26 protein-coding genes and 1 riboswitch are annotated in these 25,893 nt (G+C 67.4%); of the genes, 8 read left to right on the plus strand and 18 right to left on the minus strand.

Translation table 11 applies throughout. The features are described 5' to 3' along the window. Window positions 1–16 precede the first annotated feature (16 nt). The 3 genes from J2848_RS04345 to uvrB form a co-directional block, all read right to left on the minus strand. On the minus strand, window positions 17–874 hold the full coding sequence (locus J2848_RS04345) for an alpha/beta fold hydrolase (protein WP_246193737.1): 858 nt from the start codon (window positions 872–874) through the stop codon (window positions 17–19). A gap of 37 nt (window positions 875–911) precedes the next feature. Beyond that, window positions 912–1,811, minus strand: coding sequence for a lytic transglycosylase domain-containing protein (locus tag J2848_RS04350; RefSeq protein WP_246193718.1), 900 nt, complete (start codon window positions 1,809–1,811; stop codon window positions 912–914). A 108-nt stretch (window positions 1,812–1,919) separates the two neighbouring features. Next, window positions 1,920–4,061: an excinuclease ABC subunit UvrB gene (gene uvrB, locus J2848_RS04355; RefSeq protein WP_149230292.1), complete on the minus strand. Its 2,142-nt coding sequence runs from the start codon at window positions 4,059–4,061 to the stop codon at window positions 1,920–1,922. 379 nt (window positions 4,062–4,440) lie between these two features. Between uvrB and J2848_RS04360 the strand changes: the two genes are divergently transcribed. Beyond that, window positions 4,441–5,457: a sensor domain-containing diguanylate cyclase gene (locus J2848_RS04360; protein WP_149230291.1), complete on the plus strand. Its 1,017-nt coding sequence runs from the start codon at window positions 4,441–4,443 to the stop codon at window positions 5,455–5,457. A 52-nt stretch (window positions 5,458–5,509) separates the two neighbouring features. Here the strand turns inward: J2848_RS04360 and J2848_RS04365 are convergent, their stop codons facing one another. From J2848_RS04365 to J2848_RS04375, 3 genes are all read right to left on the minus strand, one after another. Then, the gene (locus J2848_RS04365; RefSeq protein ID WP_149230290.1) at window positions 5,510–5,896 is read right to left on the minus strand and encodes a DUF6285 domain-containing protein; all 387 of its coding nucleotides are present in this window, start codon (window positions 5,894–5,896) and stop codon (window positions 5,510–5,512) included. Further along, window positions 5,896–6,993: a phosphotransferase family protein gene (locus J2848_RS04370; protein WP_149230289.1), complete on the minus strand. Its 1,098-nt coding sequence runs from the start codon at window positions 6,991–6,993 to the stop codon at window positions 5,896–5,898. Before J2848_RS04370 ends, J2848_RS04365 begins: the two co-directional genes overlap by 1 nt. A gap of 200 nt (window positions 6,994–7,193) precedes the next feature. Continuing rightward, complete coding sequence (locus J2848_RS04375; protein WP_149230288.1) at window positions 7,194–9,839, minus strand: glycosyltransferase; 2,646 nt, start codon at window positions 9,837–9,839, stop codon at window positions 7,194–7,196. A 186-nt stretch (window positions 9,840–10,025) separates the two neighbouring features. On the opposite strand from J2848_RS04375, the gene J2848_RS04380 reads away from it, so the two are divergent. After that, complete coding sequence (locus tag J2848_RS04380; protein ID WP_149230287.1) at window positions 10,026–10,241, plus strand: hypothetical protein; 216 nt, start codon at window positions 10,026–10,028, stop codon at window positions 10,239–10,241. A 51-nt stretch (window positions 10,242–10,292) separates the two neighbouring features. Here J2848_RS04380 and gcvPB read toward each other — a convergent pair whose 3' ends face one another. From gcvPB to J2848_RS04405, 5 genes are all read right to left on the minus strand, one after another. Beyond that, entirely contained in the window at window positions 10,293–11,864 is a 1,572-nt protein-coding gene (gcvPB, locus tag J2848_RS04385; RefSeq protein WP_149230286.1) for an aminomethyl-transferring glycine dehydrogenase subunit GcvPB, read from the minus strand. Next, on the minus strand, window positions 11,861–13,204 hold the full coding sequence (gene gcvPA, locus J2848_RS04390; protein ID WP_149230285.1) for an aminomethyl-transferring glycine dehydrogenase subunit GcvPA: 1,344 nt from the start codon (window positions 13,202–13,204) through the stop codon (window positions 11,861–11,863). Before gcvPA ends, gcvPB begins: the two co-directional genes overlap by 4 nt. A 1-nt stretch (window position 13,205) precedes the next feature. After that, a complete protein-coding gene (gene gcvH / locus J2848_RS04395) occupies window positions 13,206–13,580 on the minus strand; it encodes a glycine cleavage system protein GcvH (RefSeq protein ID WP_149230284.1) in 375 nt (124 codons plus the stop codon). 52 nt (window positions 13,581–13,632) lie between these two features. Next, a complete protein-coding gene (gene gcvT, locus J2848_RS04400) occupies window positions 13,633–14,745 on the minus strand; it encodes a glycine cleavage system aminomethyltransferase GcvT (protein ID WP_149230283.1) in 1,113 nt (370 codons plus the stop codon). Window positions 14,746–14,914: 169 nt separating this feature from the next. Further along, window positions 14,915–15,030: riboswitch (glycine riboswitch) on the minus strand. Window positions 15,031–15,229: 199 nt separating this feature from the next. Continuing rightward, a complete protein-coding gene (locus J2848_RS04405) occupies window positions 15,230–15,784 on the minus strand; it encodes a hypothetical protein (RefSeq protein ID WP_246193717.1) in 555 nt (184 codons plus the stop codon). A 202-nt stretch (window positions 15,785–15,986) separates the two neighbouring features. On the opposite strand from J2848_RS04405, the gene ispH reads away from it, so the two are divergent. Further along, window positions 15,987–16,949: a 4-hydroxy-3-methylbut-2-enyl diphosphate reductase gene (ispH, locus tag J2848_RS04410; protein WP_149230282.1), complete on the plus strand. Its 963-nt coding sequence runs from the start codon at window positions 15,987–15,989 to the stop codon at window positions 16,947–16,949. 21 nt (window positions 16,950–16,970) lie between these two features. Here the strand turns inward: ispH and J2848_RS04415 are convergent, their stop codons facing one another. The 4 genes from J2848_RS04415 to J2848_RS04430 are packed head-to-tail and all read right to left on the minus strand — an operon-like array spanning window position 16,971 to window position 20,056. After that, window positions 16,971–18,434, minus strand: coding sequence for a cobyric acid synthase (locus J2848_RS04415; protein WP_149230464.1), 1,464 nt, complete (start codon window positions 18,432–18,434; stop codon window positions 16,971–16,973). 19 nt (window positions 18,435–18,453) lie between these two features. After that, on the minus strand, window positions 18,454–19,077 hold the full coding sequence (cobO, locus tag J2848_RS04420) for a cob(I)yrinic acid a,c-diamide adenosyltransferase (protein ID WP_149230281.1): 624 nt from the start codon (window positions 19,075–19,077) through the stop codon (window positions 18,454–18,456). Next, a complete protein-coding gene (cobU, locus tag J2848_RS04425) occupies window positions 19,074–19,598 on the minus strand; it encodes a bifunctional adenosylcobinamide kinase/adenosylcobinamide-phosphate guanylyltransferase (protein ID WP_149230280.1) in 525 nt (174 codons plus the stop codon). Before cobU ends, cobO begins: the two co-directional genes overlap by 4 nt. Further along, a complete protein-coding gene (locus J2848_RS04430) occupies window positions 19,595–20,056 on the minus strand; it encodes a cupin domain-containing protein (protein WP_149230279.1) in 462 nt (153 codons plus the stop codon). The genes cobU and J2848_RS04430 overlap by 4 nt, the downstream gene beginning before the upstream one ends. Window positions 20,057–20,270: 214 nt before the next feature. Between J2848_RS04430 and J2848_RS04435 the strand changes: the two genes are divergently transcribed. Beyond that, window positions 20,271–21,029 (plus strand): alpha/beta hydrolase, encoded by a 759-nt coding sequence (locus J2848_RS04435; RefSeq protein ID WP_246193716.1) that lies wholly within the window; start codon window positions 20,271–20,273, stop codon window positions 21,027–21,029. Between the two features lie 10 nt (window positions 21,030–21,039). Here J2848_RS04435 and J2848_RS04440 read toward each other — a convergent pair whose 3' ends face one another. From J2848_RS04440 to J2848_RS04450, 3 genes are all read right to left on the minus strand, one after another. Beyond that, complete coding sequence (locus J2848_RS04440; RefSeq protein WP_149230277.1) at window positions 21,040–21,270, minus strand: FmdB family zinc ribbon protein; 231 nt, start codon at window positions 21,268–21,270, stop codon at window positions 21,040–21,042. A 103-nt stretch (window positions 21,271–21,373) separates the two neighbouring features. After that, entirely contained in the window at window positions 21,374–21,595 is a 222-nt protein-coding gene (locus J2848_RS04445; protein ID WP_149230276.1) for a heavy-metal-associated domain-containing protein, read from the minus strand. A gap of 25 nt (window positions 21,596–21,620) precedes the next feature. After that, window positions 21,621–22,754 carry a divergent polysaccharide deacetylase family protein gene (locus tag J2848_RS04450; RefSeq protein ID WP_246193715.1) on the minus strand — a complete coding sequence of 378 codons (1,134 nt, stop codon included), beginning with the start codon at window positions 22,752–22,754 and terminating at the stop codon, window positions 21,621–21,623. Window positions 22,755–22,878: 124 nt separating this feature from the next. Here J2848_RS04450 and J2848_RS04455 point away from each other — a divergent pair, with 124 nt between their 5' ends. The 4 genes from J2848_RS04455 to trpC all read left to right on the plus strand — a co-directional run bounded on the left by J2848_RS04455 (window position 22,879) and on the right by trpC (window position 25,889). Next, window positions 22,879–23,331 (plus strand): STY0301 family protein, encoded by a 453-nt coding sequence (locus tag J2848_RS04455; RefSeq protein WP_149230275.1) that lies wholly within the window; start codon window positions 22,879–22,881, stop codon window positions 23,329–23,331. Between the two features lie 130 nt (window positions 23,332–23,461). Beyond that, window positions 23,462–24,055, plus strand: a complete 594-nt coding sequence (locus J2848_RS04460; RefSeq protein WP_149230274.1) for an anthranilate synthase component II — start codon at window positions 23,462–23,464, stop codon at window positions 24,053–24,055. Beyond that, entirely contained in the window at window positions 24,052–25,086 is a 1,035-nt protein-coding gene (gene trpD, locus J2848_RS04465; protein ID WP_149230273.1) for an anthranilate phosphoribosyltransferase, read from the plus strand. Before J2848_RS04460 ends, trpD begins: the two co-directional genes overlap by 4 nt. Next, complete coding sequence (gene trpC, locus J2848_RS04470; protein WP_149230272.1) at window positions 25,086–25,889, plus strand: indole-3-glycerol phosphate synthase TrpC; 804 nt, start codon at window positions 25,086–25,088, stop codon at window positions 25,887–25,889. Before trpD ends, trpC begins: the two co-directional genes overlap by 1 nt. The last annotated feature ends 4 nt before the right edge of the window (window positions 25,890–25,893 follow it).

Raw genomic sequence — 25,893 nt, forward strand, 5'->3', positions numbered from 1 at the left:
GCTCAGCCCTCCGCCCTCACCCTTCCGCCAGGAAGTTGCGGACGATGGCGATCTGCCCGTCCGTCATCAGCGACGGGGCATGGCCGGTATTGGGGATTTCCACCACCCGCACCAGACCCGCGGCCCCCGGTCCACGCTCCGCCATTCTCTCCGCCGTCTCGGCGCTCAGCAGATCGGAGTCCGCGCCGCGCAGGACCAGTACCGGGCAGCGCACCCGATCCCACAGCGCCCACAGATCGACATCGCCGATCGGCGCCGTCTTGAACGCGTCGCCGATGGCGGGATCATAGGCGAGCCGGAAACGCCCGTCGGGCAGCGGCCGGGCGCTGTGCTGCGCCATGTGGCGCCAGCAGTCGTCGCTGATCGTGCCGAACCCCATCAGCACGAAGCGCAGGTAGGATTCCAGCGCCGGCAGATCCTCGAACACCGGGTCCTTGCCGACATAGTCGGCGATCCGCTGCAACCCGGCCTGGGCGATAAAGGGACCGACATCGTTGATGACCATGCGACGGATCGGGCTGTTGGCCTGCGCCGCCAGCGTCATGCCGATCAGCCCGCCCATCGAGGTGCCGATCCAGTCGACCGTCTCCACCCCCATGCGGGCGATCAGCGCCACCATGTCGGCACAATATTGCGGATAGCCGTAGAGCGCCGGCACCGGCAACCAGTCGCTGCGCCCGCGCCCGACCACGTCGGGACAGGCGACGCGCCAGCCATCGGCCAGGGCGAGCGCCAGCCGGTCGAAATCACGGCCGTTCCGCGTCAGTCCATGGACGCACACCGCTGTCCGCGCCGCGTCGTCCCGCCCCCACTGGGTGTAGGCGATCTTGTGGAACCCGGCGGCGCTGAGGCCGAGGACGTTGCGTTCGGACATCGGCACGGGCGGGCACTCCTGTTCGGAAATGACGGGGCTATCCCTTTTTCGGCGATTTGGCGCCGCGAGGCAACTCCGCCTCGACAGCGCGTTCCGCCGCAGCGCGAATGGCCGGCATCGCCGAAGACGGCTCCGTCACCGCCCCGTCGAAGGGATGGCGGGTGTTGTCGTAGAGGCGGCGGATGATGCGGACGTAGTTGCGGGTCTCGTCATAGGGCGGCACGCCCTTGTAGCGGTCGACCGCCCCCTCCCCGGCATTGTAGCCGGCCAGCGCCAGCGTCACGTCGCCCTGGAAATAGGCCAGCAGCCAGCGCAGGTACTTCACCCCGCCGGTGATGTTCTGCTTCGGGTCGAAGACGTCGCCGACACCGAAGCGATCGGCTGTATCGGGGATCAGCTGCATCAGGCCGGCGGCATCCTTCGGCGACACCGCATCGGTGCGGAAGGCGCTTTCCGCCTGGATCACCGCCAGCACCAGCGCCGGATCGAGACCATATTTCGGCGCGATGGAGTTGACCAGCGCCACCACCTCTGCCGGAGGAGGACCGACCTCGCGCACCGGACCTGCGCCGGGCCGGCACCAGGGACGGATGCGCCCCATGCGGCCAGGGACGTAGTTGACCAGCCGCCGCGCCTCCGGATGTCCGCGCGAGGCGGCGGCGCGCAGCCAGGCCGTGCCGAGCCGCCGGTCCTTGCGAACCCCCTTGCCGAACAGATAGCGGCGGGCCAGCCGGAATGCGGCATTGGCGTCGCCCTGCTCCGCCAGTTCGCAATCGCCGGACTTGGTCTTCAATGACGGGGGCGGCAGTTCAGCCACCGCCTTCGGCTTCGCCATCGATTGCGCGTCCGCCGCCGACGCGATGGAGACCGAACCGAAGCCGGCGCCCCACAGCGCCAGCGCAATCAGCGGCACCATCACGACACGACGAACAAGCAACCCTCAGCCCTCCTGCGACCCCGCACCATCCTACGGGAAGCGCAAGTATGGTGTTGCAACCTGTTCAGGACAAGGGTGGGTCGACAAGGGCGGTTCGGCAGGAGTGGCTCACGGCCCGCGACGCCGACGCCCCTGCTTCTTCGGCGCCCCTTCCGGAATGCCGCGGCCCTGGCGGGCGCTGCTGATGCCGATGCTGCCGGGGGTTTCCAGCCCCAGGTCCATTGCCTCCAGCCGGCGCAGCTCATCGCGCAGGCGGGCGGCCTCTTCGAATTCCAGGTCGGCGGCGGCGGCGCGCATGCGCTTTTCCAGATCGGCGATGACGCTCTTCAGGTTGTGCCCGACCAGCTCGTTGGAGTTCAGGCCGGTCTTCACCGTCACATGGTCGCCACGCTCGAACACGCTTTCCAGAATGTCGCCGATCGCCTTCTTCACCGATTCCGGCGTGATGCCGTGTTCCAGATTATAGGCCATCTGCTTCTCGCGGCGGCGTGCCGTCTCGTCGATGGCGTACTTCATGCTGTCGGTGATCTTGTCGGCATAGAGGATCGCCCGCCCGTCGATGTTGCGCGCGGCGCGGCCGATGGTCTGGATCAGCGAGGTCTTGCTGCGCAGATAGCCTTCCTTGTCGGCGTCCAGGATTGCCACCAGCGCACATTCCGGGATGTCCAGACCCTCGCGCAGCAGGTTGATGCCGACCAGCACGTCATAGGCGCCCAGCCGCAGGTCCCGGATGATCTCGATACGCTCCAGCGTCTCCACGTCGGAGTGGATGTAGCGCACGCGCAATCCGGCCTCGTGCATGTATTCGGTCAGCGCCTCCGCCATCTTCTTGGTCAGGGTGGTGACCAGCACGCGATAGCCCTTGGCGACCACCTCCTTACACTCGCCGATCAGGTCGTCGACCTGGGTCTCGGTCGGACGGATAATCACCGGCGGGTCGATCAGGCCGGTCGGGCGGACCAGCTGTTCGGTGAAGACACCGCCGGTGCGCTCCATCTCCCAAGGGCCGGGCGTGGCGGAGACGAAGACCGTCTGCGGCCGCATACCCTCCCATTCCTCGAACTTCAGCGGACGGTTGTCCTTGGCGCTGGGCAGGCGGAAACCGTAATCGGACAGCGTCGATTTCCGCATCAAGTCGCCACGGTACATGCCGCCGATCTGCGGTACCATGACGTGGCTTTCGTCGACGATCAGCAGCGCGTCGCCCGGCAGATATTCGAACAGGGTCGGCGGCGGCTCGCCCGGTGCGCGGCCGGTCAGGTAGCGCGAATAATTCTCGATGCCGGCGCAGGAGCCGGTCGCCGCCATCATCTCGATGTCGAAGGTTGTGCGCTGCTCAAGCCGCTGAGCCTCCAGCAGCTTGCCCTCGGCGGCGAACTCCTCCAACCGGTCCTTCAGATCCTTCTTGATCTGGGATATTGCCTGATTCAGCGTCGGCTTCGGCGTCACATAGTGGCTGTTCGGATAGACGCGCACCGCCTCCAGCGCCGCCAGCTTCTCGCCGGTCAGCGGGTCGATCTCGTGGATGCCCTCGATCTCGTCGCCGAACAGCGAGATGCGCCACGCCCGGTCTTCCATATGGGCCGGGAAGAGCTCCACCGTATCGCCGCGCACGCGGAACAGGCCGCGGCCGAAGGCGGCGTCGTTGCGCTTGTACTGAAGCTCGGTCAGCTTGCGCAGCAATTCGGGCTGGGCGATCATCTCGCCCTTGCGCAGGTCGACCGTCATCTCCGAATAGGTCTCGACCGAGCCGATACCGTAGATGCAGGACACCGACGCCACGATGATGACGTCGTCACGCTCGAGCAGAGCCCGCGTCGCCGAGTGGCGCATACGGTCGATCTGCTCGTTGATCGAGGATTCCTTCTCGATGTAGGTGTCGGTGCGCGGGACGTAGGCTTCCGGCTGGTAATAGTCGTAGTAGGAGACGAAGTACTCCACCGCATTGTTCGGGAAGAAGGACTTCATCTCGCCATAGAGCTGCGCCGCCAGCGTCTTGTTGGGCGCCAGGATCAGCGTGGGGCGCTGCACCGTCTGGATGACATGCGCCATGGTGAAGGTCTTGCCCGACCCGGTGACACCCAGCAGCACCTGATCCTTCTCGCCCTGCCGCAGTCCGGCGGTCAGCTCCTCAATGGCGTTCGGCTGGTCGCCCGAGGGCGTGAAGTCCGACGAGATGACGAACTGCTTTCCGGCTTCCAGCTTCGCGAGCGGCCTCGCGGGAATGGCGGACAGGACGGGACTTGCCATGGGGCGACGATCCGATCAGAGGAGGGGTACGGAACGGGAACCGATTATATGGCCGCAATGCCCCCATCTGTCGAGCGCGGGCTGAGCGTTATAGGGAATGGCAAGCATGACCACTGTTGAGGTTCCACTTCCCCAATCCGGCCGGATCACAACCTGCTACACGAGTAATGAAGAAAGAAAATCACCCAGGGAACGAAGGAAATTTCGCTCTGCGTCTGGATCTTGAGCGTCGCAATGGGGTATGGCACTATCCTGTTTAGAGAGTAAAGCTTACACGCTTTACGGAGCGGCTCCGGTCAATTCGATAGGAAGCCAAATCCACCTGACGCCGCTTCAATGCCTCGGTTAACGACCCTACGCATATTCGGCAGACCTTACCATGTCAGACAAGTTCTTCTCCGAGATTTCCGAAACACTCTCTTCCGCCCGCTCGGTGGAAGACCTAACCCGCCCTCTGCTGAGCCTGCTGGAAGCGGTGACGGAACTCGAAGCGACCTATCTGACCTGCATTGATCAGGACTTGGGCGTACAGAAGGTTCTGTTCTCCTACAACACCAAGACAATGACGATTCCCGAGGGACTCGTCGTTCCCTGGGAGGGAACCCTATGCAAGCGGGCACTCGACGAGGGGAAGTACTATACCGACGACGTGCCGACGCTGTGGGGCGACTGTGACGCCGCCAAGGCCCTCGGCATCCAGACCTATGTCAGCACTCCGGTCAGGCTGAATGACGGCACTCTGTTCGGGACGCTGTGCGCGGCCGGCTCGGAACGCAAGCCGCTGACGCCGAAGGGTGAGCAGACTCTCCGACTCTTCTCCTCGCTCATCGGCCTGCATGTCGAGCGGGAGCAGCTTCTGAAGAACCTGCAATCGGTCAACAGCGCGCTGGAAGCCCATTCCTTCACCGACGTGCTGACCGGATTGCCCAACCGTCGCTTCCTTCTGAAGGAGATGGGCCGTCTGTTCGCCGAAGCCGAAGCGACGGGGCAGACGGTCCTGATCGCCTTCATCGATCTGGATGGCTTCAAGGCGATCAACGACAGTCACGGGCATGAAGTCGGCGACGTGTTTCTGATCGAGGTCGGAAAGCGGCTATCCGACGGTCTCCGGGCAGGCGACGTCCTGGCTCGCTTCGGCGGCGACGAATTCATCGTCACCGGACTGGGACCTGCCGGGGAAACCGCAGGCCAAGCGGCAGCGAAGGCCCTGTGCGACCGCCTGGCACCGCTGCTGACCGGGAATTACCTGTTGCGCGGCGTCACGTTGCACTATTCCGGCGCAAGCTTCGGCCCCACCGCCGCCGATCCGCGCCTCCTCGACGTGGATGCCGCGTTGAGAAAGGCGGATGCCGCAATGTACGAGGTGAAGCGCGAACGGAAGGCGCTCGGAGTCTGATCGGGGGAACGGGGCGCCGGATTCCCATATCCCGGCGCCCCTATTGCAGACCCTACCCCAGCGCTTTCGGGTTGGAGATTCCCAGCCGCGCTTCAACGATGGCTTCCAGTGAGTCCATCAGCACATCCTGGCCCTCATTGTCGAAGTCGCCGGCGGCGATCTCGATGCACAGGCGGTGCTGCAAGGCTTCCACCCGCTTGCGCAGATCCTCACCGGACAGCGCGTCGTCGGCATCCTCGCCATAGAGCAGGGAGAGCGCACCCAGCATCGAATGGCCGGCGGCATCCAGCCCCTTCAATTCCCGTTCGGCGATCTCCAGTGCGTTGGCGACCATCAGGGCGGCGAAACGGGCTTCCGGCGCCACATGGGGAAGCACGTCGGCGCGGAAGGTGGTGGCGGCGATCTCCAGCAGGCCGCGGGCGTCGGGATTGGCGCGCATCAGGCCACCTTTTCCACGGCGCCAGATGCCACACTGTCAACCGCCATGCCGCCGATGGCGCGCAGATGGCGCAGCATGTCCATCTCGATCTCCGGCAGCATCCGCCCGGTCAGCGCCAGTTCCAGCGAGCGCTCGGCACCGGAGCTGTGGCGCAGCCCCTGTTCCACCGCGATCGCCGCCCAACGCAGATAGGCCGCCGTCTCCCAATAGGCGACGCGCGCCGGATCGACACGGCGGCCGGAGGTCTCCTCGTAGCCGGCGTAGAAATCTGCGCGATCGGCAATGCCGCCCGCCTCGCGGTCGGGCCGGCGGAAGCGCCAGGAGCGGGCACAGAACCAGCCCAGATCCTCCATCGGGTCGCTGAATCCCGAGAACTCCCAATCCAGAATCGCAGTCAGCGCGCCGTCCTTGACCAGATAATTGCCAGTGCGGAAATCGCGATGGCACAGCACCACCGCCCCCGGCAACGGCGCGTTGACCTCCAGCCAGCGCAGCCCCCAGGCGATCACCGGATCGCGGCGCGCCAACTCGCCGAACCAGCGGCGGAACTGAGCCAGCGTTTCCTGCGCCGGGCAGTCCGGCGCCTCGCCCAGCCGGTCGAGCCCTTCGGTCTCCGGTGTGATCCGGTGCAGCAGGCCGAGTTGCCGCCCGAGTTCGCGCGCCAGCTCCGGCTGCGCCACCTCCGACCGCGTCACAGCATGGCCGGCACCAAGCCCTTCGGCCCGCCGCATGATGTAGAAGTCATGGCCCAGCACGGCCGGATCGTCGCAGCCGAGCAGCGGCTCCGGCGCCATCACCCCGGCTGCGAAGGCGGCACGCAGCACCACGAATTCCCGCAGCTTGCCAATGCTGGCGGAGATGCGCCCGCCGCCCTCGGCCCGCAATACGCAGGCATGGCGCCCGGTCAGCGGCCCACCGTCGACGTCCAGTGTCACCGCCAAGTTCAGGGAGATTGCACCGCCGCCGAGCCGGCCATCCTCCGTCACCGTAACCCGGGACGCGTCGGCCTGTGCAGCCAGCCACTGTTCCAGTCGAACCCGGTTGTCACCGGACAGCAGCGATGGCGGGGACTGGTCGGACGCTTTCACGACGTGCATGACATTCTCCCTCGGAAGGTTGCCGGGCGCGTTGGGGCCGCGCGTCTTTTTACGGTCTCAGCCGCCGATGGTAGGCACGAAGCGCTGTTGCCGACAAGCTTCACCTTGGTGAGAAAAGCGACTACACCCCCAAAAAAGTCGGCCCCTCCCCCGTCGGATGGACGGGAAAGGGGCCGTATTTTGCATGGGGCGTTGAGAGCTTACGCGGCGACCGGCTGGTTCGCCCCCTGCTCCTGGCCGGACTGATTGGCCTGCGGGGTGGCGGGAACCGGGGCCGGCTTGGTATCGCGGACCGGCAGCACATCACCGATGCCGAAGGCGACGGCCATCAGGTTCGGCACCGCCATGGCGGCGAGCAGGATCGACCACAGTTCCAGCGACAGGGTGCCCAGCGGATTGACCAGAGCGGCGGTGGTGGAGGCGGCGACAAGGGCGGCCGACAGCCAGGCTTCCGGCTTGGCGCAGAAGCGGCCGGCGGTGCGCTTGCCACCCTTGGCGGTCACCCGGAAGGCGTCATGCTTGCGGACCAGACCGCGGACGACGGCCAGGGCGACGGTGGTGGACAGCGCCATGCCGACGGCGCAGGCACCCAGGCTTTCCTTCCAGCTGTTACCGGAGGCATAGCGCGAGGCCAGCAGGCTGGAACCGGCACGCAGGACCAGGGCACCCAGGACGGCGGCGGTGGCGGCCACCGGCGGCAGGTGCAGCGGCAGAACCAGCGAGGCGAAGGTCCAGATCACTGCGGCGGCGGCGGCGAACAGGCCGACGGCGTCGGACCACCAGCGGATCCAGTTGGTGACGTAGCCCAGCTTCTGCCGCGTGCTCAGCTCGGCCGAACCCGGCAGGAACTTCTTCCAGTGGGCACGGACGATCTGCGTGGAGCCGAACACCCAGCGGTCACGCTGCTTGCGGAACTGCATGAAGTTGTCCGGGGCCAGACCGGCGCCGAGGCGCTCGTCGGTGTAGGCGGCGCGGTAGCCGGCCGACAGGATGCGCAGGCCCAGCTCGGTATCCTCGCAGATGCCGGCCTCCGACCAGCCGCCGACCTGATCCATCGCCGAGCGGCGCAGCATGATCATCGTGCCATGGCAGATGAAGGCCTGGGACGACACGCCTTCCTGCATGCCGACGTCAAAGAAGGGACGATACTCGGCGGTCATCGCGGACTTCAGCGCCGTCTCGTGGCCGTCGCGGTGTTCCTGCGGCGCCTGGACGATGCCGACCGACGGGTCGGCGAAGGTCGGGGCCAGCTTCGACAGCCAATCGGGCGACACGGTGTAGTCGGCGTCCAGCACAGCGACGATCTCGGCGGCCCGGTCGGTATGGCGCAGCGCGGCGTTCAGGGCGCCAGCCTTGAAGCCGGAGATCTTCTTGTACCAGTGGAACTTGAACTTCGGCCCCAGCGCCCGGCACATCTCCTCCACCGGGCGGACCAGATGCTCCTCCTCGGTGTTGTTGATCAGGACGACGACCTCGTAGTTCGGGTAGTCGAGCCGCGACAGCGAGGCCAGCGTGGCGTTCAGCACGTCCGGCTGCTCGCGGCAGGCGGCGACGTGGATGGAGACCATCGGCTGGTGGTCGGTGCTGGGGACCGCATGCGGCAGCAGGGCCGGGGCGCGGCCGGTCAGCAGCCGGCGGGCGACATCCACCAGATCGGCGAAGGCGACGCTCATCATCAAGGTGCCCAGCGCGAAGGCGGAGCCCCAGGTGGTGACGGCACCGAAGGTCAGATATTCGGAGAAAGCGCCGGCAACCGCCGACCCGATGGCGAAGCCGATGATGTTGGCGCCCAGCGAGGCGGCCAGCGCGAAGCCGGCATTGGTCCGGCGGCGGAACACAGCGAAAGCCGACAGGGCGAGGCCGACGGCGATGGCGACGCCCGCACCGACCCGCTCACCATAGGGGGCGGCGACTGCGCCGGTCATCGACCATTTCGGCTGACGGTCGGCATCCAGCACGCCCCAGGTCGGGCCGGGCGAGCCTTCGATGGTGGACTTCCAGATGCCGTCGAAGGCCTCGACGACATTGTAATGCAGGCCGAGCGCGTTGGCTTCCGCCGCGAAACCGCGGACGACGGCGGCCTGGGCTTCCGGCGTCGGGTAGGCGTCGTGGAAGTTCTCGCCACCCGACGGCCAGCCGACCTCGCCGACGAACAGCGCCTTGCCCGGATGGGCCTTGCGCACGGTGTCGAGCCGGTCGCGGATCCAGGTCAGCGCGTCGGACACCGGCACGCCTTCCCAGTAGGGCAGGACGTGGACGCCCATGAAGTCGGACGCCTTCACCGTGGCGTCGGCCTTGACCATCTCCGACCAGACGTCGGCGGTGCCGACCTTGATGTTGGCCGGGACGGCGGCGCGCACGCGCTTGATGTAGGAGGCCAGTTCGGCATCGGTCAGTTCGGCGCGCAGCAGCGTCTCGTTGCCGACGACGATGCGCTTGATGCCGCGGAATTCCTTGGCGAGCGCGATGCCGTGCAGCACCTCCCGTTCATTGCGGGCCTTGTCCTTGCTCAGCCAGATGCCGAGCGTGACGTCCAACCCCTTGGACACCGCGATCTCCGGCACCTCGCCCTGCGAGCCGAGCGTCGAGTAGGTGCGGACCCCATCGGCGAAGCCGGCGATGGCGGTCATGTCCTTCTCGATGTCTTTCCGCGGCACCACCGGCTGGTGGTTGGGGTCGTAATTACGGCCAGAGGGCGAGTAGGACACCGATTCGATGCGGCCCGGTTCCGCCTCCACCGGCGTCGGCGCATTGCGCCAGGACCAGAAGGACGCTTGACCGGCAGTCACGGCCAGCACGGCGGCGGCGATGGCTGCGCGCCGGATCGAGTTCTTCGGGTTGCTCATGGGGAGTTCGCGTGCCCTGTTGCAGGGTGGCCGTTCGCCACCGGACATCCGCACAAACGGGCAAACCCACTTCCCTATTCCGCCGCTTCCGAAAATTTTTTGTGCAGTGCGGAGAGCGGAACCCCGGCCGGCAACTCCTGTTGGACAACGTCCGGTTCCCACTCCCGCAACACAGGAGAACGCCCCATGGCCACCCGCCACGAAGACAGCCCCGAACACAAGAAGGCCCACGATCTGGCCGAACAGGCGCTGGACAAGGCCGCCGACGGCGACGCCCGCAAGGCGCGCGACCTGATCGAGGAGGCCAAGAGCATCGATCCCAAGATCGGCGAGGAAATGGCCCGCGAGGCCGCCGAGGATCAGAAGAAGGCCGACAAGTACGTCGGAAAGACCGATAGGTAACAAGAAAAAGCTCCCTCTCCCATGCGGGGAGGGGGAGCTTCCAGTCCATCCTTAATCCGCCGCCAGAGCTTCCGCCGGAACCGGTGGGGTCCAGCGTAGGACAGGCTTGCGGGCGGCGGCCGTCTCGTCCAGGCGCCGGCGTGGTGTCAGGCGCGGAGCGGCCTGGAAATAGGCGACGTCCCCCGACTTCGCCCGCTCGGCCAGCGCACGGAGCGCGTCGACGAACTGGTCGAGGCTGGCCTTGCTTTCCGTCTCGGTCGGCTCGATCAGCAGGGCGCCGTGGACGACCAGCGGGAAATACATGGTCATCGGGTGGAAGCCCTCGTCGATCAGCGCCTTCGCCATGTCGAGCGTGGTGACCCCCGTCCCCTTCAGGAAACGGTCGTCGAACAGGCATTCATGCATGCACGGCCCTTCGAAGGAGGCCGTCATCACGTCCTCCAGCCGTGCCATCACATAGTTGGCGTTCAGCACCGCGTCGCCCGACGCCTGCCACAGCCCGTCGGCGCCATGACTCAGCATGTAGGACAAAGCGCGGACGAACATGCCCATCTGGCCGTGGAAGGCCTTCATGCGGCCGAAGGCCGGTCCCTCGCCGGCATTCTCGACCAGCGCGAAGCCGCCCCTGCCGTGGGTGACGTAGGGCACCGGGATGTAGGGCGCCAGCGACTCCGCGAACACCACCGGCCCCGACCCCGGACCACCGCCGCCATGCGGGGTGGAGAAGGTCTTGTGCAGGTTGATGTGCATGACGTCGATGCCGAGGTCGGCTGGACGCACCCGCCCAACGATGGCGTTGAAGTTGGCGCCGTCGCAATAAAAATAGGCGCCGGCCGCATGCACCGCCTCGGCGATCGCGACGATGTCGCGTTCGAACAGGCCGCAGGTGTTGGGGTTGGTCAGCATCAGGCCGGCGACGTCGGGACCGAGCTTGGCCTTCAGCGCCTCCAGATCGACACGGCCGTCGGCGGTCGCCGGGATGGCATCGACGCTGTAGCCGCAGGCGGCGGCGGTCGCCGGGTTGGTGCCGTGGGCGCTTTCCGGCACCAGGATCTTGGTGCGGCCGCTGTCGCCCTTGGCTTCATGCGCGGCGCGGATCGCCATGATGCCGCACATCTCGCCATGGGCACCGGCGGCGGGCGCCAGCGTCACGGCGGCCATGCCGGTCAGCGTCTTCAGCCAATAGGCCAGCTGGTCCATCAGTTCCAGCGCACCCTGCACCGTGCTGACCGGCTGCATCGGGTGTACGTCGGAGAAGCCCGGCAGCCGCGCCATCTTCTCGTTCAGGCGCGGGTTGTGCTTCATCGTGCAGGAGCCGAGCGGATAGAACCCGCTGTCGATGGCGTAGTTCTTCTGCGACAGGCGGGTGTAGTGGCGGACCACCTGCGGCTCGGCAAGACCGGGCAGCCCGACCTTGGCGCGCGGCTTCACCGCACCCAGGCGAGTGGCGACCTTCGGCACGTCGGGCAGGTCGACGCCGGTGCGGCCGGCGCTGTCCTGTTCGAAGATCAGCGGCTCTTCGATCTGGAGTCCGCGGTTGCCGGTGACGGTGCCGGTCACGCCGTCGAACCCGGCGCTGCCGGCGGGAATGGCCGACGGACGGCCCTGGTTGTTCATGCTCATGCCAATACCTCAGTGAGCGCGGCAGCGAAGGCGTCCATGTCGGCGTCGGTGTTGGTCTCGGTGACGGCGACCAGCAGAAGGTCTTCCATCTCGCCCGGATAGAGGCGCGACACCGGAACGCCGCCCAGGATGCGGCGCCTGGCGAGTTCCTCGACCACCGCGGCGGCCGGCTTCGGCAGCTTGACAGTGAATTCGTTGAAGAAGCCGTCGTTCAGCACCTGGACACCCGGAACCGCGGCCAGCTTGTCGGCCATCTGGACCGCCTTGGCATGGTTCAGCTGCGCCAGCTGCGTGATCCCCGCCTCGCCCAGCAGACTGACATGGATCGAGAAGGCCAGCGCGCACAGGCCGGAGTTGGTGCAGATGTTCGAGGTCGCCTTCTCGCGGCGGATGTGCTGCTCGCGGGTGGAGAGCGTCAGCACGAAACCGCGGCGGCCGTCGGCGTCCACCGTCTCGCCGCACAGGCGGCCCGGCATCTGGCGGACGTACTTATCCTTCACCGCGAACAGCCCGACATAGGGGCCGCCGAAGTTCAGCGCATTGCCGAAGGACTGGCCTTCCGCCGCGACGATGTCGGCGCCCATGTCGCCCGGCGGCGTCAGCAGGCCGAGCGACAGGGCTTCCGTCACCACGACGATCAGCAGGGCGCCCTTGGCTTGGCAGGCGGCGGCCAGATCGGTGTAGTCGCGGACATGACCGAACACGTCCGGGTTCTGCACGACGACGCAGGAGGTCTTGTCGTCGACCAGTGCCAGCAGATCCTCGCCGCCGGTCGGGGCGGCCGGCAGGGCCACCGCCTCGAAGCCGATGAAGCGGGCGTCGGTGGTGGTCACGTCGCGGTAATGCGGGTGCAGACCGCCGGACAGGATCGCCTTCTTCCGCCTGGTGACGCGGTTGGCCATCATCACCGCTTCGGCGCAGGAGGTGGCGCCGTCATACATCGAGGCGTTGGCCACATCCATGCCGGTCAGCAGCGCGACCTGGGTCTGGAATTCGAACAGGACCTGCAGCGTGCCCTGGCTCACCTCCGGCTGGTACGGCGTGTAGGCGGTCAGGAACTCGCCGCGCTGGACCAGATGGTCGACGGTGGCCGGCACATGGTGACGGTAGGCACCGGCGCCGAGGAAACTCGGCACCGACCCGGCCGGCACATTCTTGGCCGCCAGGGAACCGAGCAGCCGTTCGACCTCAAGCTCGCCCATATGGTTGGGCAAGCCCCCGATCGGGCCGGCCAGCCGGGCCGACTTTGGAACATCGCGAAACAGGTCTTCGACCGATGTTGCGCGGACGGCCTCCAGCATGGACTGCCGGTCGGCCTCGGTCAGGGGCAGGTAACGCATGTTAGTGGGCTTCCTCCACGAAGGCCTTGTAGGCCGATTCGTCCATCAGACCATCGAGTTCAGAGGCGTCCTTCAACTGGATCTTGAAGAACCAACCCTCAGTCTCGGCGGCGCTGTTGACCATCGACGGATCGTCGACCAGCGCCTGGTTGGCCTCCACGACGGTGCCGGACACCGGAGCGTAGACGTCGCTGGCGGCCTTCACCGATTCGACGACGGCGGCTTCCTTGCCCTGCTCCAGCACGCGGCCGGCCTCGGGCAGCTCAACGAACACCACGTCGCCCAGCTGGCTCTGGGCGAAGTCGGTGACGCCGACGGTGGCGACATCGCCATCGACCTGAACCCACTCGTGGTCCTTGGTGAATTTCTTGGTCATCTGAAAGGTTCCCTGTTCAAAGCGGTTGCTTGTGGTTTGAAGGCCCGAGGCGTCAGCCCCGGTAATAGCGTTGCGGCACGAAGGGCGTGGCGGCGACGCGGGCGGGCAGCGGCTTGCCGCGCACGACCAGTGTCAGCGGCGTGCCGACCGCGGAGTTGGCGATATCGACATAGCCCATGGCAACCGGCGCACCGGCAGTCGGGCCGAAGCCGCCACTGGTGATCTCGCCGATAACGGTGCCGTCGGCATCCTGGATTTCGGTGTGCTCGCGGGCCGGCTGGCGGCCTTCCGGCTGGATGCCGACGCGGCGGCGCGTGGCGCCCTCGGTCAGCTGCCGGTGGATGATGTCATAGCCGGGGAAACCGCCCTCGGCGCGGCGGCGCTTCGGCAGCGTCCATTCCAAGGCACCTTCGACCGGCGTCGTGGTGGTGTCGATGTCGTGGCCGTAGAGGCAGAGCCCGGCCTCCAGCCGCAGCGAGTCGCGGGCGCCCAAGCCGATCGCCTCGACCTCCGATTCGCCCAGCAATGCACGGGCGATCATCTCGGCATCGGCCTTGTCGCAGGAGATCTCGTAGCCGTCCTCGCCGGTGTAGCCGGAGCGGGTCAGGATCACCGGCACGCCCTTGAAGGTGGCGGACAGATAGCTCATGAACTTCATGGTGGCGGCTTCCGGCACGAAGCGGGCCATCACCTCGGCCGCCATCGGACCCTGAAGGGCCATCAGCGCCAGATCGTCCAGCAGCTCCACCTCGGCCTTGCCGGCCAGCTTCTCGCGCAGATGGGCGACGTCCTGCTCCTTGCAGGCGGCATTGACCACCAGGAACAGATGGTCGCCGGCATTGGTCACCATCAGGTCGTCGAGGATGCCGCCCTGCTCGTTCAGGAACAGCGTGTAGCGCATGCGGCCCTGCGCCAGCCCCTTGATGTCGCCAGGAACCAGCGTTTCCAATGCTGCGGCCGGATCATCGCCGGTCAGGCGGACCTGCCCCATGTGGGACACGTCGAACAGCCCGGCCTTCTCGCGGGTGTGCTGGTGCTCCTTCAGGATGCCCAGCGGATACTGCACCGGCATGTCATAGCCGGCGAAGGGCACCATGCGGGCGCCAAGCTCGACATGGAGCGCGTGCAGCGGGGTGGTCTTGAGAGCGGTTGCGGCCTCGGTCACGCGGGTCCTCCGACAGGGTTACGGCACCCGCGCCGGGATCGGTGCGGGACGCTGCCCCCTCTGTCTTGGACCTGAGAGATTCACCGTCGTCCGGTCGAGCCGGGCACCCGGTTTACTCCTTCGGTGAGTCGCGGCGACTGGGCGCCGAGGCTGCTTTCCAGAGTTGCCTTATCCCCTTGCGGTCCTTTTGCCTGAGAGTTTCCGGGGGCGGTTGCTCCTTCGGCGCCGCCCGCGGACCTGTCCGTTTCCGGTGGTTCCACGGGCGATCTCTCCCGCGAGGGATCATCGGCGTATATGCGGCGCACCTTGTCGCGATCAGACAGGTTTGTCAATCGGGGGATCTGTTGCCAAATCCGCATCCGCCTCGGCCGTCATCCCTGCGAAGGCGGGGATCCAGCTTTCCACGCCAAACACTTGAGGTTGCTGGCTTCCCGCTTACGAGGGAATGACGGTCGATAAGGATCACGCTTGTTTGCCGACAGTCTTACTTCTTCACCTGCGTCCGGTTGAAGTTCAGCTGCTCCGGCGTCAGCTGGAAGCCGAGATAGATCTTCCAGTCCTTGGCGTTGGCGTCCTTGGGCAGCGGGATCTTCGGAGCCAGTTCCTCCTTGGTGCCGGCGCGCGGCTGGCCGGGGACGAAGGTCACGTCGGTATCGAAATAGGCCTTCGACACCAGCGTGTCGTCCGGCTTGGCGATGGCGACGAAATACTGGTACTTGGCGGTGGTGCCCTGAAGCGCCGGGCCGCGTTCGGCCACCAGATAGACGTTCACATTCACGGTGACGCCGGCGCTGGTGTAATCGCAGCTGCCGCTGTAGTCGGTCAGGGCGGCACGCGACTCCAGATCGGTCAGATCCTTGCCGCCGGGGCGGAAGACCGTCACCTCCTGCAGATCGCGGACGATGTTGACCTTCGGACAGGCCAGTGCCGCCTCGGCCGGATCCTTCGGCCCCAATCCCATGCCGGAGCAGCCGGAAAGCACCAGAACGGCCCCGGCCGCCAGCAGCGCAGGGCGGCCCATCCCAAAGAGGGACGCCATCGGGCTTTTCCGGGCGGGGGTTCCTATATTACGGTCGCGGCGGTCCATCGGTTCGGCCTGATCGGTTAACGGGCTGTTGGACCACGACTTTAGTGTCCCAGCTTGACCGGCACAAGACCGCGCGGCGGTTCTATCCCTTGTGACCGTTCAGCACAGGACCACCTAAAGGCGACCTTCTTCACGCAAGGGCGGTGCAGCGCATATGACCACGACCAACTCCCTGACCATTCTCCTGGCGGCACCGCGCGGTTTCTGTGCCGGAGTGGACCGGGCGATCCAGATCGTCGAGACGGCGTTGGAGCGCTTCGGGGCGCCGGTCTATGTGCGGCACGAGATCGTTCACAACCGCTTCGTGGTCGAAAGCCTGGAAGCCAAGGGCGCCGTCTTCGTCGATGAACTGACCGAGGTGCCGGACGGCCGCCCGGTGGTCTTTTCCGCCCATGGCGTGCCGAAATCGGTGCCGCAGGCGGCCGAGGCGCGCGGCCTGTTCTATCTCGACGCCACCTGTCCGCTGGTCAGCAAGGTCCACCGCGAGGCCGAACGGCATTTCGACGAAGGCAAGCAGATCGTCCTGATCGGTCATGCCGGCCATCCCGAGGTGATCGGCACCATGGGCCAGCTGCCGGAAGGCGCCGTGGTACTGGTGGAAACGGTGGCCGACGTCGCGACGCTGGCGGTGCGCGACCCGGACAACCTCGCCTACGCCACCCAGACCACCCTGTCGGTCGACGAGACGACGGAGATCCTGGCCGCCCTCCAGGCCCGCTTCCCCGCCATCGCCGGGCCGAAGAAGGAGGACATCTGCTACGCCACCACCAACCGTCAGGCGGCGGTGAAGGCCATTGCGCCGAAGGTGGACGCGCTGCTGGTGCTGGGGGCGCCGAATTCCTCCAATTCCAAGCGGCTGGTCGAGGTGGCGAAAACCCACGGCTGCCCGACCGCCCAGTTGGTCCAGCGCGCCGCCGACATCGACTGGAGCGCACTGGACGGCGTCGCCCGCCTCGGCATCACCGCGGGCGCGTCGGCTCCGGAAGTGCTGGTGGAGGAGGTCATCGAGGCCGCTCGCAGCCGCTTCGACGTGACGGTGGAGGAACTGCGCACGGCGACCGAGAACATCGTCTTCAAGCTGCCGCGCGCATTATCGGTGGAGCGCGAGGGGGTTTGAGGGGGCGCACGCCCCCTTTCCTCATTCCTCCGCCACCCGCAACAGCGCATCCACATCCACCACGCTCTCCAGCCGGTCCGCGACCGCATCCAGCGCCCGCTCCACCGCTGCGCCATAGCTCAGCTCCGACCCGCCACCACCGAACCCGCGCAAGTACGCTGCCCGGAAGCCGTCAGCCGTGAACAGCCCGTGCAGGTAGCATCCCGCCACCCGCCCGTCCGCCGACACCGCCCCGTCGGTCCCACTGCCGGCAAGCTCCAGCATCGGCCGCGCCCGGTCCGCTCCCTCGGTGCGGCCCATGTGCATCTCATACCCCGCCACCGCCGCCCCGGTGCGCCGCTCGATTCCGCGGGCCTCCTCCAGCACCTTCGGCCCTTTCAGCACCGTCTCGACCTCCAGCAGCCCCAGCCCGGCGGCCTCGCCCGGCGGTCCCTCGATGCCGTCCGGATCGGCGATGCGCCGGCCCAGCATCTGATAGCCGCCGCAGATGCCCAGCACGCGGCCGCCGCGCCGCCAATGGGCCATCAGGTCGATGTCCCAGCCCTGCACCCGCAGAAAGGCGAGGTCGGCGATCGTCGTCTTGGTACCGGGCAAGATCACCAGATCGGCATCGCCCGGCAGCGGCTGGCCCGGACGCACCATGGTCAGCGCGACACCCGGCTCCTGCGCCAGCGGGTCGAAATCGTCGAAGTTGGCGATGTGCGGCAGCATGGCCACTGCGATGCGCAGTGCCCCGTCGCCGGCAGCCCGCGGCCGGTCGAGCGCCACCGCATCCTCCGCCGGCAGGGTCGCCGCCTCGTGCAGCCAGGGCACCACGCCGAATCCGCGCCAGCCGGTGTGGCTCTCGATGATCCGCAGCCCCTCATCGAACAGGCGAACATCGCCGCGGAACTTGTTGATAAGAAATCCCTTAATCCGCTCTTGTTCAGATTTTGGTAGAAGTGTGTGGGTACCCACCAGACTAGCGATCACGCCGCCACGGTCGATGTCGCCGACCAGCAGGACCGGCACGTCGGCGGCGGTGGCGAAACCCATGTTGGCGATGTCGCCGGCCCGCAGATTGACCTCCGCTGGACTGCCGGCACCCTCCACCACCACGATGTCGGCCTCGGCCCGCAGCCGCTCGAAGCTGTCCAGAACGGTGCCGAGCAGTTCGCGCTTGCGTGCCTGATAGTCGGCGGCCCGCGCAGTGCCGACCACCACGCCGCGCACCACCACCTGACTGCCGACATCCGACTGCGGCTTCAGCAGCACCGGGTTCATGTGCACACTGGGCGCCACGCCGCAGGCCCGCGCCTGGAGCGCCTGGGCGCGGCCGATCTCGCCGCCGTCGGCCGTCACCGCGGCGTTGTTGGACATGTTCTGCGGCTTGAACGGTCGGACGCTCAGCCCGCGCCGCACCAGCGCCCGGCACAGCCCCGCCACCAGCAGCGACTTGCCGACGTCGGAGCCGGTGCCCTGCAACATGATCGCCCGTGACCGCATCCCCCGAGGTCGCATGGCTTTAGAACTCGATGCCGGCCTGGGCCTTCACCCCGGCCTCGAACGGATGCTTGACCAGCGTCATCTCGGTGACGAGGTCGGCGGCGGCGATCAGTTCCGGCTTGGCGTTGCGACCGGTGATGCAGACATGCAGATCCGGCCGGCGGGCGGCCAGCGTCGCCAGCACCTCCTCCAGGGCCAAGTAGTCCATGCGCAGCACGATGTTCAGCTCGTCCAGCACGATCAGGCGATAGCGCGGGTCGGCCATCAGTTCCTTGGCCTTGGCCCAGGCGGCCTCGGCAGCGGCGATGTCGCGGGCACGATCCTGAGTGTCCCAGGTGAAGCCCTCGCCCATCGTGTAGAAATCGACCAGATCCTCGAACCGTTCCAGCGCCACCGTCTCGCCGGTCGACCAGGCGCCCTTGACGAACTGCACCATGCCGACCCGCATGCCGTGGCCGACAGCCCGCATCATCAGGCCGAAGGCGGCGGTGGACTTGCCCTTGCCCTTGCCGGTGTGGACCATCAGCAGGCCCTTCTCCATCGTCTTGGAGGCGAGAGCCCGCTCCTGCAACGCCTTGCGCCGCTTCATCTTCTCGGCGTGGCGTCGATTCAGCTCTTCGGTATCGGTCGTATCGGCGGTCATGCGGGGGTTCCCTTGACGAACATCGGCAGACCGGCGACGGTCAGCACGACGCGCGGCGCCACGGCCGCGATGGATTGGTGCAGGCGGCCGGCATGGTCGCGGAAACGGCGGGCCAGAGCGTTGTCGGGCACGATGCCCAGCCCGACCTCGTTGGAGACCAGGACCACCCGGCCCGGCAGGCTCGGCAGAAGCTCCACCATCGCCGCCGTCTCGGCCACGACATCGGCATCGGCCATCATCAGGTTGGTCAGCCACAGGGTCAGGCAGTCGACCAGAACGCCGGTGCCCTCGGCAGCGTGCCGGCGCAAGGCACCGGTCAGGTCGCGCGGCTCCTCCACCGTCGTCCAGTCCGGGCCACGGTCGTCGCGGTGCTTCGCCACCCGCTCCGCCATCTCCGCATCCCACACCTGAGAGGTCGCGATATAGACGCGCGGGCCACCCAGCGCGGTGACCAGCCCCTCGGCATAGCGGCTCTTGCCGGAGCGGGCGCCACCCAGCACCAGCGTTAGATCCGCGCTCATTCCCAAACCGTGCCGTTGCGGTGGTGATAGGCGCCGCCGCGCCAGACCATGTCCTCGTCGGAATAGTCGATCTCGTCGCCGTCGCTGCGGTCGCCGACCTCCAGATAGCTGGCCGGCCGGCCGCTGCGGTTGATCAGGCGGTGGCCGTCGGCGACGCCATGCGGAAAGCCGGCGCACATACCGACGGTCAGCAGCGTCTCACCGGCGTCGGTCACCAACGTCAACTCTCCCTCGACCACATAGACGAATTCGTCCTGCCGGCTGTGCCAATGACGCAGGGCCGACGATGCGCCTGGCGCCAACCGGGTCAGGTTGACGCCGAAATTGCGCAAGCCCAGCGGGTCGCCCAGCACCACCCGGTGGCGACCGGCGACCTGCGCCCGGAAGGGCTGCGGATAGTCGGTGGCCCCGGTTTCGGCGGTCAGCTTCGCGGGATCGAGGACCGGCGGTTTCGGCATGGACGCTCTCCGGTTCGGCATTGCGGGTCCGGACTGTCGCAAACCGCACCGGCGGCGTCAAACGGCTCAAGTCCCCTTACAGGGCAGGGTTGCCGGCACCGTGGCTGGACAGCCGCCACTTCGCCCACCATGCTTATTGCAGCGCAAAACAACAACCTGCGATCCCATGTCCCGCCTGGAAATCATCAGCCGCCATCCTTCCGGTACTGCCAAGATGCCACCGCTCCTGTTCGTCCATGGCGCTTTCAGCGGCGCCTGGATCTGGGACGCCAAGTTCCTGCCCTGGTTCGCCGCCCGTGGGTGGGAGGCGCATGCTGTTTCACTCCGCGGCCATGGCAACAGCGAGGGGCGCGACCGGCTGCATGATTTCGGCATCGCCGATTATGTCGACGACGTGCTGGAAGCCGCCGACCGCCTCTCCGCCCCGCCGGTACTGATTGGCCATTCCATGGGCGGCATGGTGATCCAGCGCGCCCTGGCGAAGCGCCGCTTTCCAGCCGGCGTGCTGATGGCGTCGGCCCCGCCCTATGGCCTGCTGTCCTCGACCATGGGACTGGCTTGGCGCTCGCCCTATGTGTTCCAGCAGATGTCGATGCTGATGACCTTCGGCGAGAAGGCGATCAACCCCGACGCCATCCGCCGCGCCATGTTCTCCGACAAGATGCCGCGCGCAGAAGCCGCCAAGTACGAGAGCTATCTTCAGGAGGAATCGCGCCGCGTCCTGTTGGATATCGGTGGCTGGATTCCCTTCCCCGTCCTGCCACCGCGCGACATGCCGATGCTGGTGATGGGTGCCGAAGAGGATTTGCTGTTCCCGCGCACCGAAGTGGTCGCCACCGCAATGGCGCTGGGCACCCAGCCGGTGTTCATGCCGGGGATGGGCCACGCGATGATGCTGGAGCAGGATTGGCAATCGGCCGCCGAGCGGGTTGAGGCGTGGGTCGCGGCGGCGGTGACGGCCGAAGCCGCCTGACCCTCTCGCCTTATCCCTTCGGCCTCTCCGAGCGCGAATAGTTGCTGAAGTGCCCCTCCTTCCCCGCCAGCCGGCGGGCCGACTGGATGATGGCGCCGGATTTACCCTCCGGCGCCACGTTGGAGAGCTGCCGAGTCAGATCGCCGCTGCCGCAGGACGGGCAGGCAGGCGTCTCACCGGAGCGCACCAGGGTCTCGAACCCATGGTCACAGGCCTTGCAGCGGTAGGAATAGAGCGGCATCGCACCCTCGTGGAACGGATCGCATCCGCCCCGAGCATGCCGCAATATCCATAATCAGAAAACGGTTTTTTGCGTCGCACCAAATCTTTGCGAGGCGAAAGGGTCAGGCCGCTGCCCCGCCGAAGTCGAAGCCGGCGGCCTCCACCGCCTGCCGCACCAGCTCGGCCGGAATGCCGCCGGCGACCAGGACGGTGCCGGTGGCGAGGTCGACCGTCACTGCGGCATCGGGCGCTGCCTTGGTGATCGCATTCGAAACGGAGCGGGCGCAGCCGCCGCATGTCATCCCGTCCACCTTGTACGCATCGGTCTTGTATACATCGGGCATCGTCGCGGGCTCCCCTTCGGTCGGGTCAGCCGCCGGCATGGTGCGTCCGCACCACCGCGCTGACCGGGACAAGAACGAAGCCACGCTTTTGCACATCCGGCAGCCAGGACGCCAGAGCCTCGATTGTCGCATCATGCGGGTGGCCGATCGCAACAGCATAGCCCTGGCGCTTCGCCACCTGCTCTGTCTTCGCAAGCTGGGCCTTCACCGCGGTCACGGTTTCCTCGTTGTCGAGGAACACGTCGCGTCCGACCCAAGGCATCTTCAGCTCCTGCGCCAGCCCGATTCCGGCGCTGTTCGGCGTCGTCCGGCTGTCCAGCCACAGCAGGCCCCGACGGTGCAGTTCCGCCAAAACCGGCGCCAGGGCGGCGCGGTCGGCGGTGAAGCGGCTGCCCATATGGTTGTTCACCCCGACATAGCCGTCGAAGCTGTCCAGCGCGGCGCGGAACCGCTTCACGATCTCCCCCTTGTCGAGCGAGACCAGCAGCGCGTTCGGACCGGGATCGGCCTTCACGCTGGGCTCCATCGGCATGTGCAGCATCAGTTCATGCCCGTTGGCGCGCGCCGCCTTCGACTGGGCCGACAGGTCGCGGGCATAGGGCAGCCAGGACAGGGTCAGCGGCCCGTGCAGCCCCGCCATCCGCGCCGAACGCTTGCGGTCCAGCCCCATGTCGTCGATGACGATGGCGATGACCGGCTTGCCCTGCGGCACCTCGGCCGGCAGCGCGTTCTTGCGCCACAGCGCGGCATTGCCGGGGGGAGCCTGCACCGGCGGCTGGGCGGGAGGAGCCGGCGGCGGCAGCATCGCCACGGCGGTCGCCGGCGGGCGCGTTTCCGCCTGGGCCGGTTTTTCCGGCACCGCATGTTCCGGCCCCTCGGCCGCATGCTGAGTCGCCGCCGGAGACTCTGCCCTCACAGCCGGCAGCGAGGGGGGCGCGGGAGGCACAGCCGCCTGCTGGACGGGAGCCTGCTGAACCGGCGTCTGCTGGGCACGCTCTCCGCCGGAACGGCCGCCGGTCAGCGTCGCCACGCCGATCGCCACCGCGAACACCGCGGCTACGGCCGCCAGAGCCAGAAGGAAGGGATTCGACAGAAAGGGCGGAAGCGAAATCTTGCGGGCCTTCGAAGGCGCCTTGCGGGCCATGGTGACGACGTCCATCCTGCGACCGGGGCGCCGCACAGTGGCACCCGGCCGCGGCGACCGCAATCGCTCAAACGACGCAAATGGCCGCCGGAATGGCTCCCTCATTCATACGGCCTGCCTATTCCCCGGAGACCGCCCGATGCGTCCGTTCTTTGTCACCGCTCTCCTGCTGATTGCCGCCCTTTCCTCGCCCGCGCTGGCCGCCGGCCCGCAATGCCCGCCGACCATCACCGTCACGGCCCAGCCGGAGGCGCCCGGCGGCTGGGCGCCCTATCCCGGCCGCGACAGCCACGGCTTCGTCGGCATCACCCTGATCGAAGGCGACCGCACTGCGCAGATGGCCAGCGCCTCCCGCACCACCCTGGCGCCCGACAGCGAGACCAAGCATGCCCGCAAGCTGGTTCAGCTTTGGGAGTTCGACGCCGCGCAGCGGGGCAAGCTTTTCGTCCTCTGCCGTTACCGCGGCACCGAGGCGACGCTCGCCGCCGATCTGCCGCGCCAGACCCGCCGCTGCACCCTGACGCTGGAAACCGACATCCGCGGCGAAGTCCTGGATGAGCCGAAGACCTCGCCACAGCTCGACTGTCGCTGAAGAGCGCGCGCCTCGGCAAAGTTCTCCGCGGAGGCTGGAAATCCGCCCCCTCAGCGGCTAGGGTGTCCATCATTGGAACAGGGCCGGAACGGCCCAACTGATCCGGGCGAAGGTAGAAGGCGGAAGGCGCATGCTGCTGCTCATCGATAACTACGACAGCTTTACCTACAACCTCGTCCATTACCTGGGCGAGCTTGGCGCCGACGTGCAGGTCCGCCGCAACGACGCCCTGACGGTGGAGGAGGCGATGGCGCTCCGCCCCGACGGCATCGTGCTGTCCCCCGGCCCCTGCGATCCCGACCGCGCCGGCATCTGCCTGCCCCTGATAGATGCCGCAGCCAAGGCCCGCCTGCCACTGTTGGGTGTCTGCCTCGGCCACCAGTCCATCGGTCAGTCCTTCGGCGGCCGGGTGATCCGCGCGCCGGTCCCCATGCACGGCAAGGTCGACAACATCCTGCATCAGGGCCGCGGCGTCCTGGCCGGCCTGCCCAGCCCGTTCCGCGCCACCCGCTACCACTCGCTGATCGTCGAACGCGACACCCTGCCCGCCTGCCTGGAGGTGACCGGCGAGACCGCCGACGGCCTCATCATGGCACTGGCCCACCGCGACCTGCCGATCCACGGCGTGCAGTTCCATCCCGAGAGCATCGAGAGCGAGCACGGCCACAAGATCCTGCAGAACTTCCTGGACCTGACCCGTCCCCGCCTGGAGAACGCGGCATGAGCGGCGATCTGACCGACATGAAGGCGATTCTGGGCAAGGTCGCCACCGGCGCCGCCCTGACCGAGGCCGAGGCCGGCTTCGCCTTCGACATCATCATGTCGGGTAATGCCACCCCGTCGCAGATGGGCGGTTTCCTGATGGCTCTGCGCGTGCGCGGCGAGACGGTGGACGAGATCACCGGCGCCGCCCGCGTCATGCGTGCCAAAGCGATCCCGGTCGAGGCGCCTCCCGGCACCATCGATACCTGCGGCACCGGCGGCGACGGCGCCGGCACCTACAACATCTCCACCGCCGCGGCTTTGGTGGTGTCGTCCTGCGGCGTGCCGGTCGCCAAGCACGGCAACCGCGCCATCTCCTCGAAATCCGGTGCAGCGGACGTGCTCGGTTCGCTGGGCGTCAACCTCGATTGCGACTTTGCCCTGGTCCGCAAGGCTCTGTGGGATGCCGGCATCGCCTTCCTGATGGCGCCGCGCCACCACCTCGCCATGCGCAACGTCGGCCCGACCCGCGTCGAACTCGGCACCCGCACCGTCTTCAACCTGCTGGGCCCGCTCGCCAACCCGGCGACCGCCAGGCGGCAGGTGTTGGGCGTCTTCTCCAAACAGTGGGTAGAGCCGCTGGCCGAGGTGCTGAAGCGTCTGGGATCGGAGGCCGCCTGGGTCGTCCACGGCTCCGACGGGCTTGACGAGATCACCACCACCGGCCCCACCACCGTCGCCCAGTTGAAGGACGGCGAGGTGACGGTGTTCGAGGTGACGCCGGAGGATGCCGGCCTGCCCCGCGCCCGGATCGAGGAGTTGAAGGGCGGCGACGCCCAGGTCAACGCCGCGGCGATCCATGCCCTGTTCGACGGGGTGCGCAGCCCCTACCGCGACATCGTGCTGCTGAACGCCGCCGCTGCCCTGCTGGTATCCGGCAAGGCCACGACGCTGAAGGAGGGTGTCGCCATGGCCGCCGACGCCATCGACAGCGGCGGCGCCCGTGACCGCCTGCGCCGGCTGGTCGGCATCACCAACGAGGCAATGGCCTGATGAGCGACGTTCTGACCCGCATCAACAACGACAAGCGCGCGCTGGTCGCCTCCCGCAAGGCCGCCCGCCCGCTGTCGGAGGTGGAGGCTGCCGCCAGGGCCGCCAATGAGACCAACCCGCCGCGCGGCTTCATCCGGGCACTGAGCGCCGCGGTGGAGGCCGGGCGCTACGGCCTGATCGCCGAGATCAAGAAGGCCAGCCCGTCCAAGGGCCTGATCCGCGCCGACTTCGACCCGCCGGCGCTGGCTAGCGCGTATCGCGAGGGCGGGGCGACCTGCCTGTCGGTGCTGACCGACGAGCCCTATTTCCAAGGCAAGGACGAGTATCTGGTCGCCGCCCGCGCTGCAGTGGATCTGCCGGTCCTGCGCAAGGACTTCATGGTCGATCCCTATCAGATCGTCGAGGCTCGCGCGCTGGGTGCCGACTGCATCCTCATTATCATGGCCTCGCTGTCCGACGCCCAGGCGGCGGAGATCGAGGATGCCGCGATTTCGCAGGGCCTGGACGTGCTGGTCGAGGTGCATGACCGTGCCGAACTGGACCGCGCGCTGCTGCTGAAGACGCCGCTGCTGGGCGTCAACAACCGCAACCTCAAGACCTTGGTGGTCGACATTGCGACGACGGAGGAACTGGCGGCGAATGTGCCGGCCGACCGCATGCTGGTGGCGGAAAGCGGCCTCTACACCCCGGCCGATCTGGCGCGGATGGCGAAGGTCGGGGCGCGCTGCTTCCTGGTCGGCGAATCGCTGATGCGGCAAGCCGATGTCACCGCCGCCACCCGTGCCCTGCTAGCTCCGGTGTGATGCC

Source organism: Azospirillum lipoferum (assembly GCF_024170005.1).
GTDB classification, from domain to species: domain Bacteria; phylum Pseudomonadota; class Alphaproteobacteria; order Azospirillales; family Azospirillaceae; genus Azospirillum; species Azospirillum lipoferum.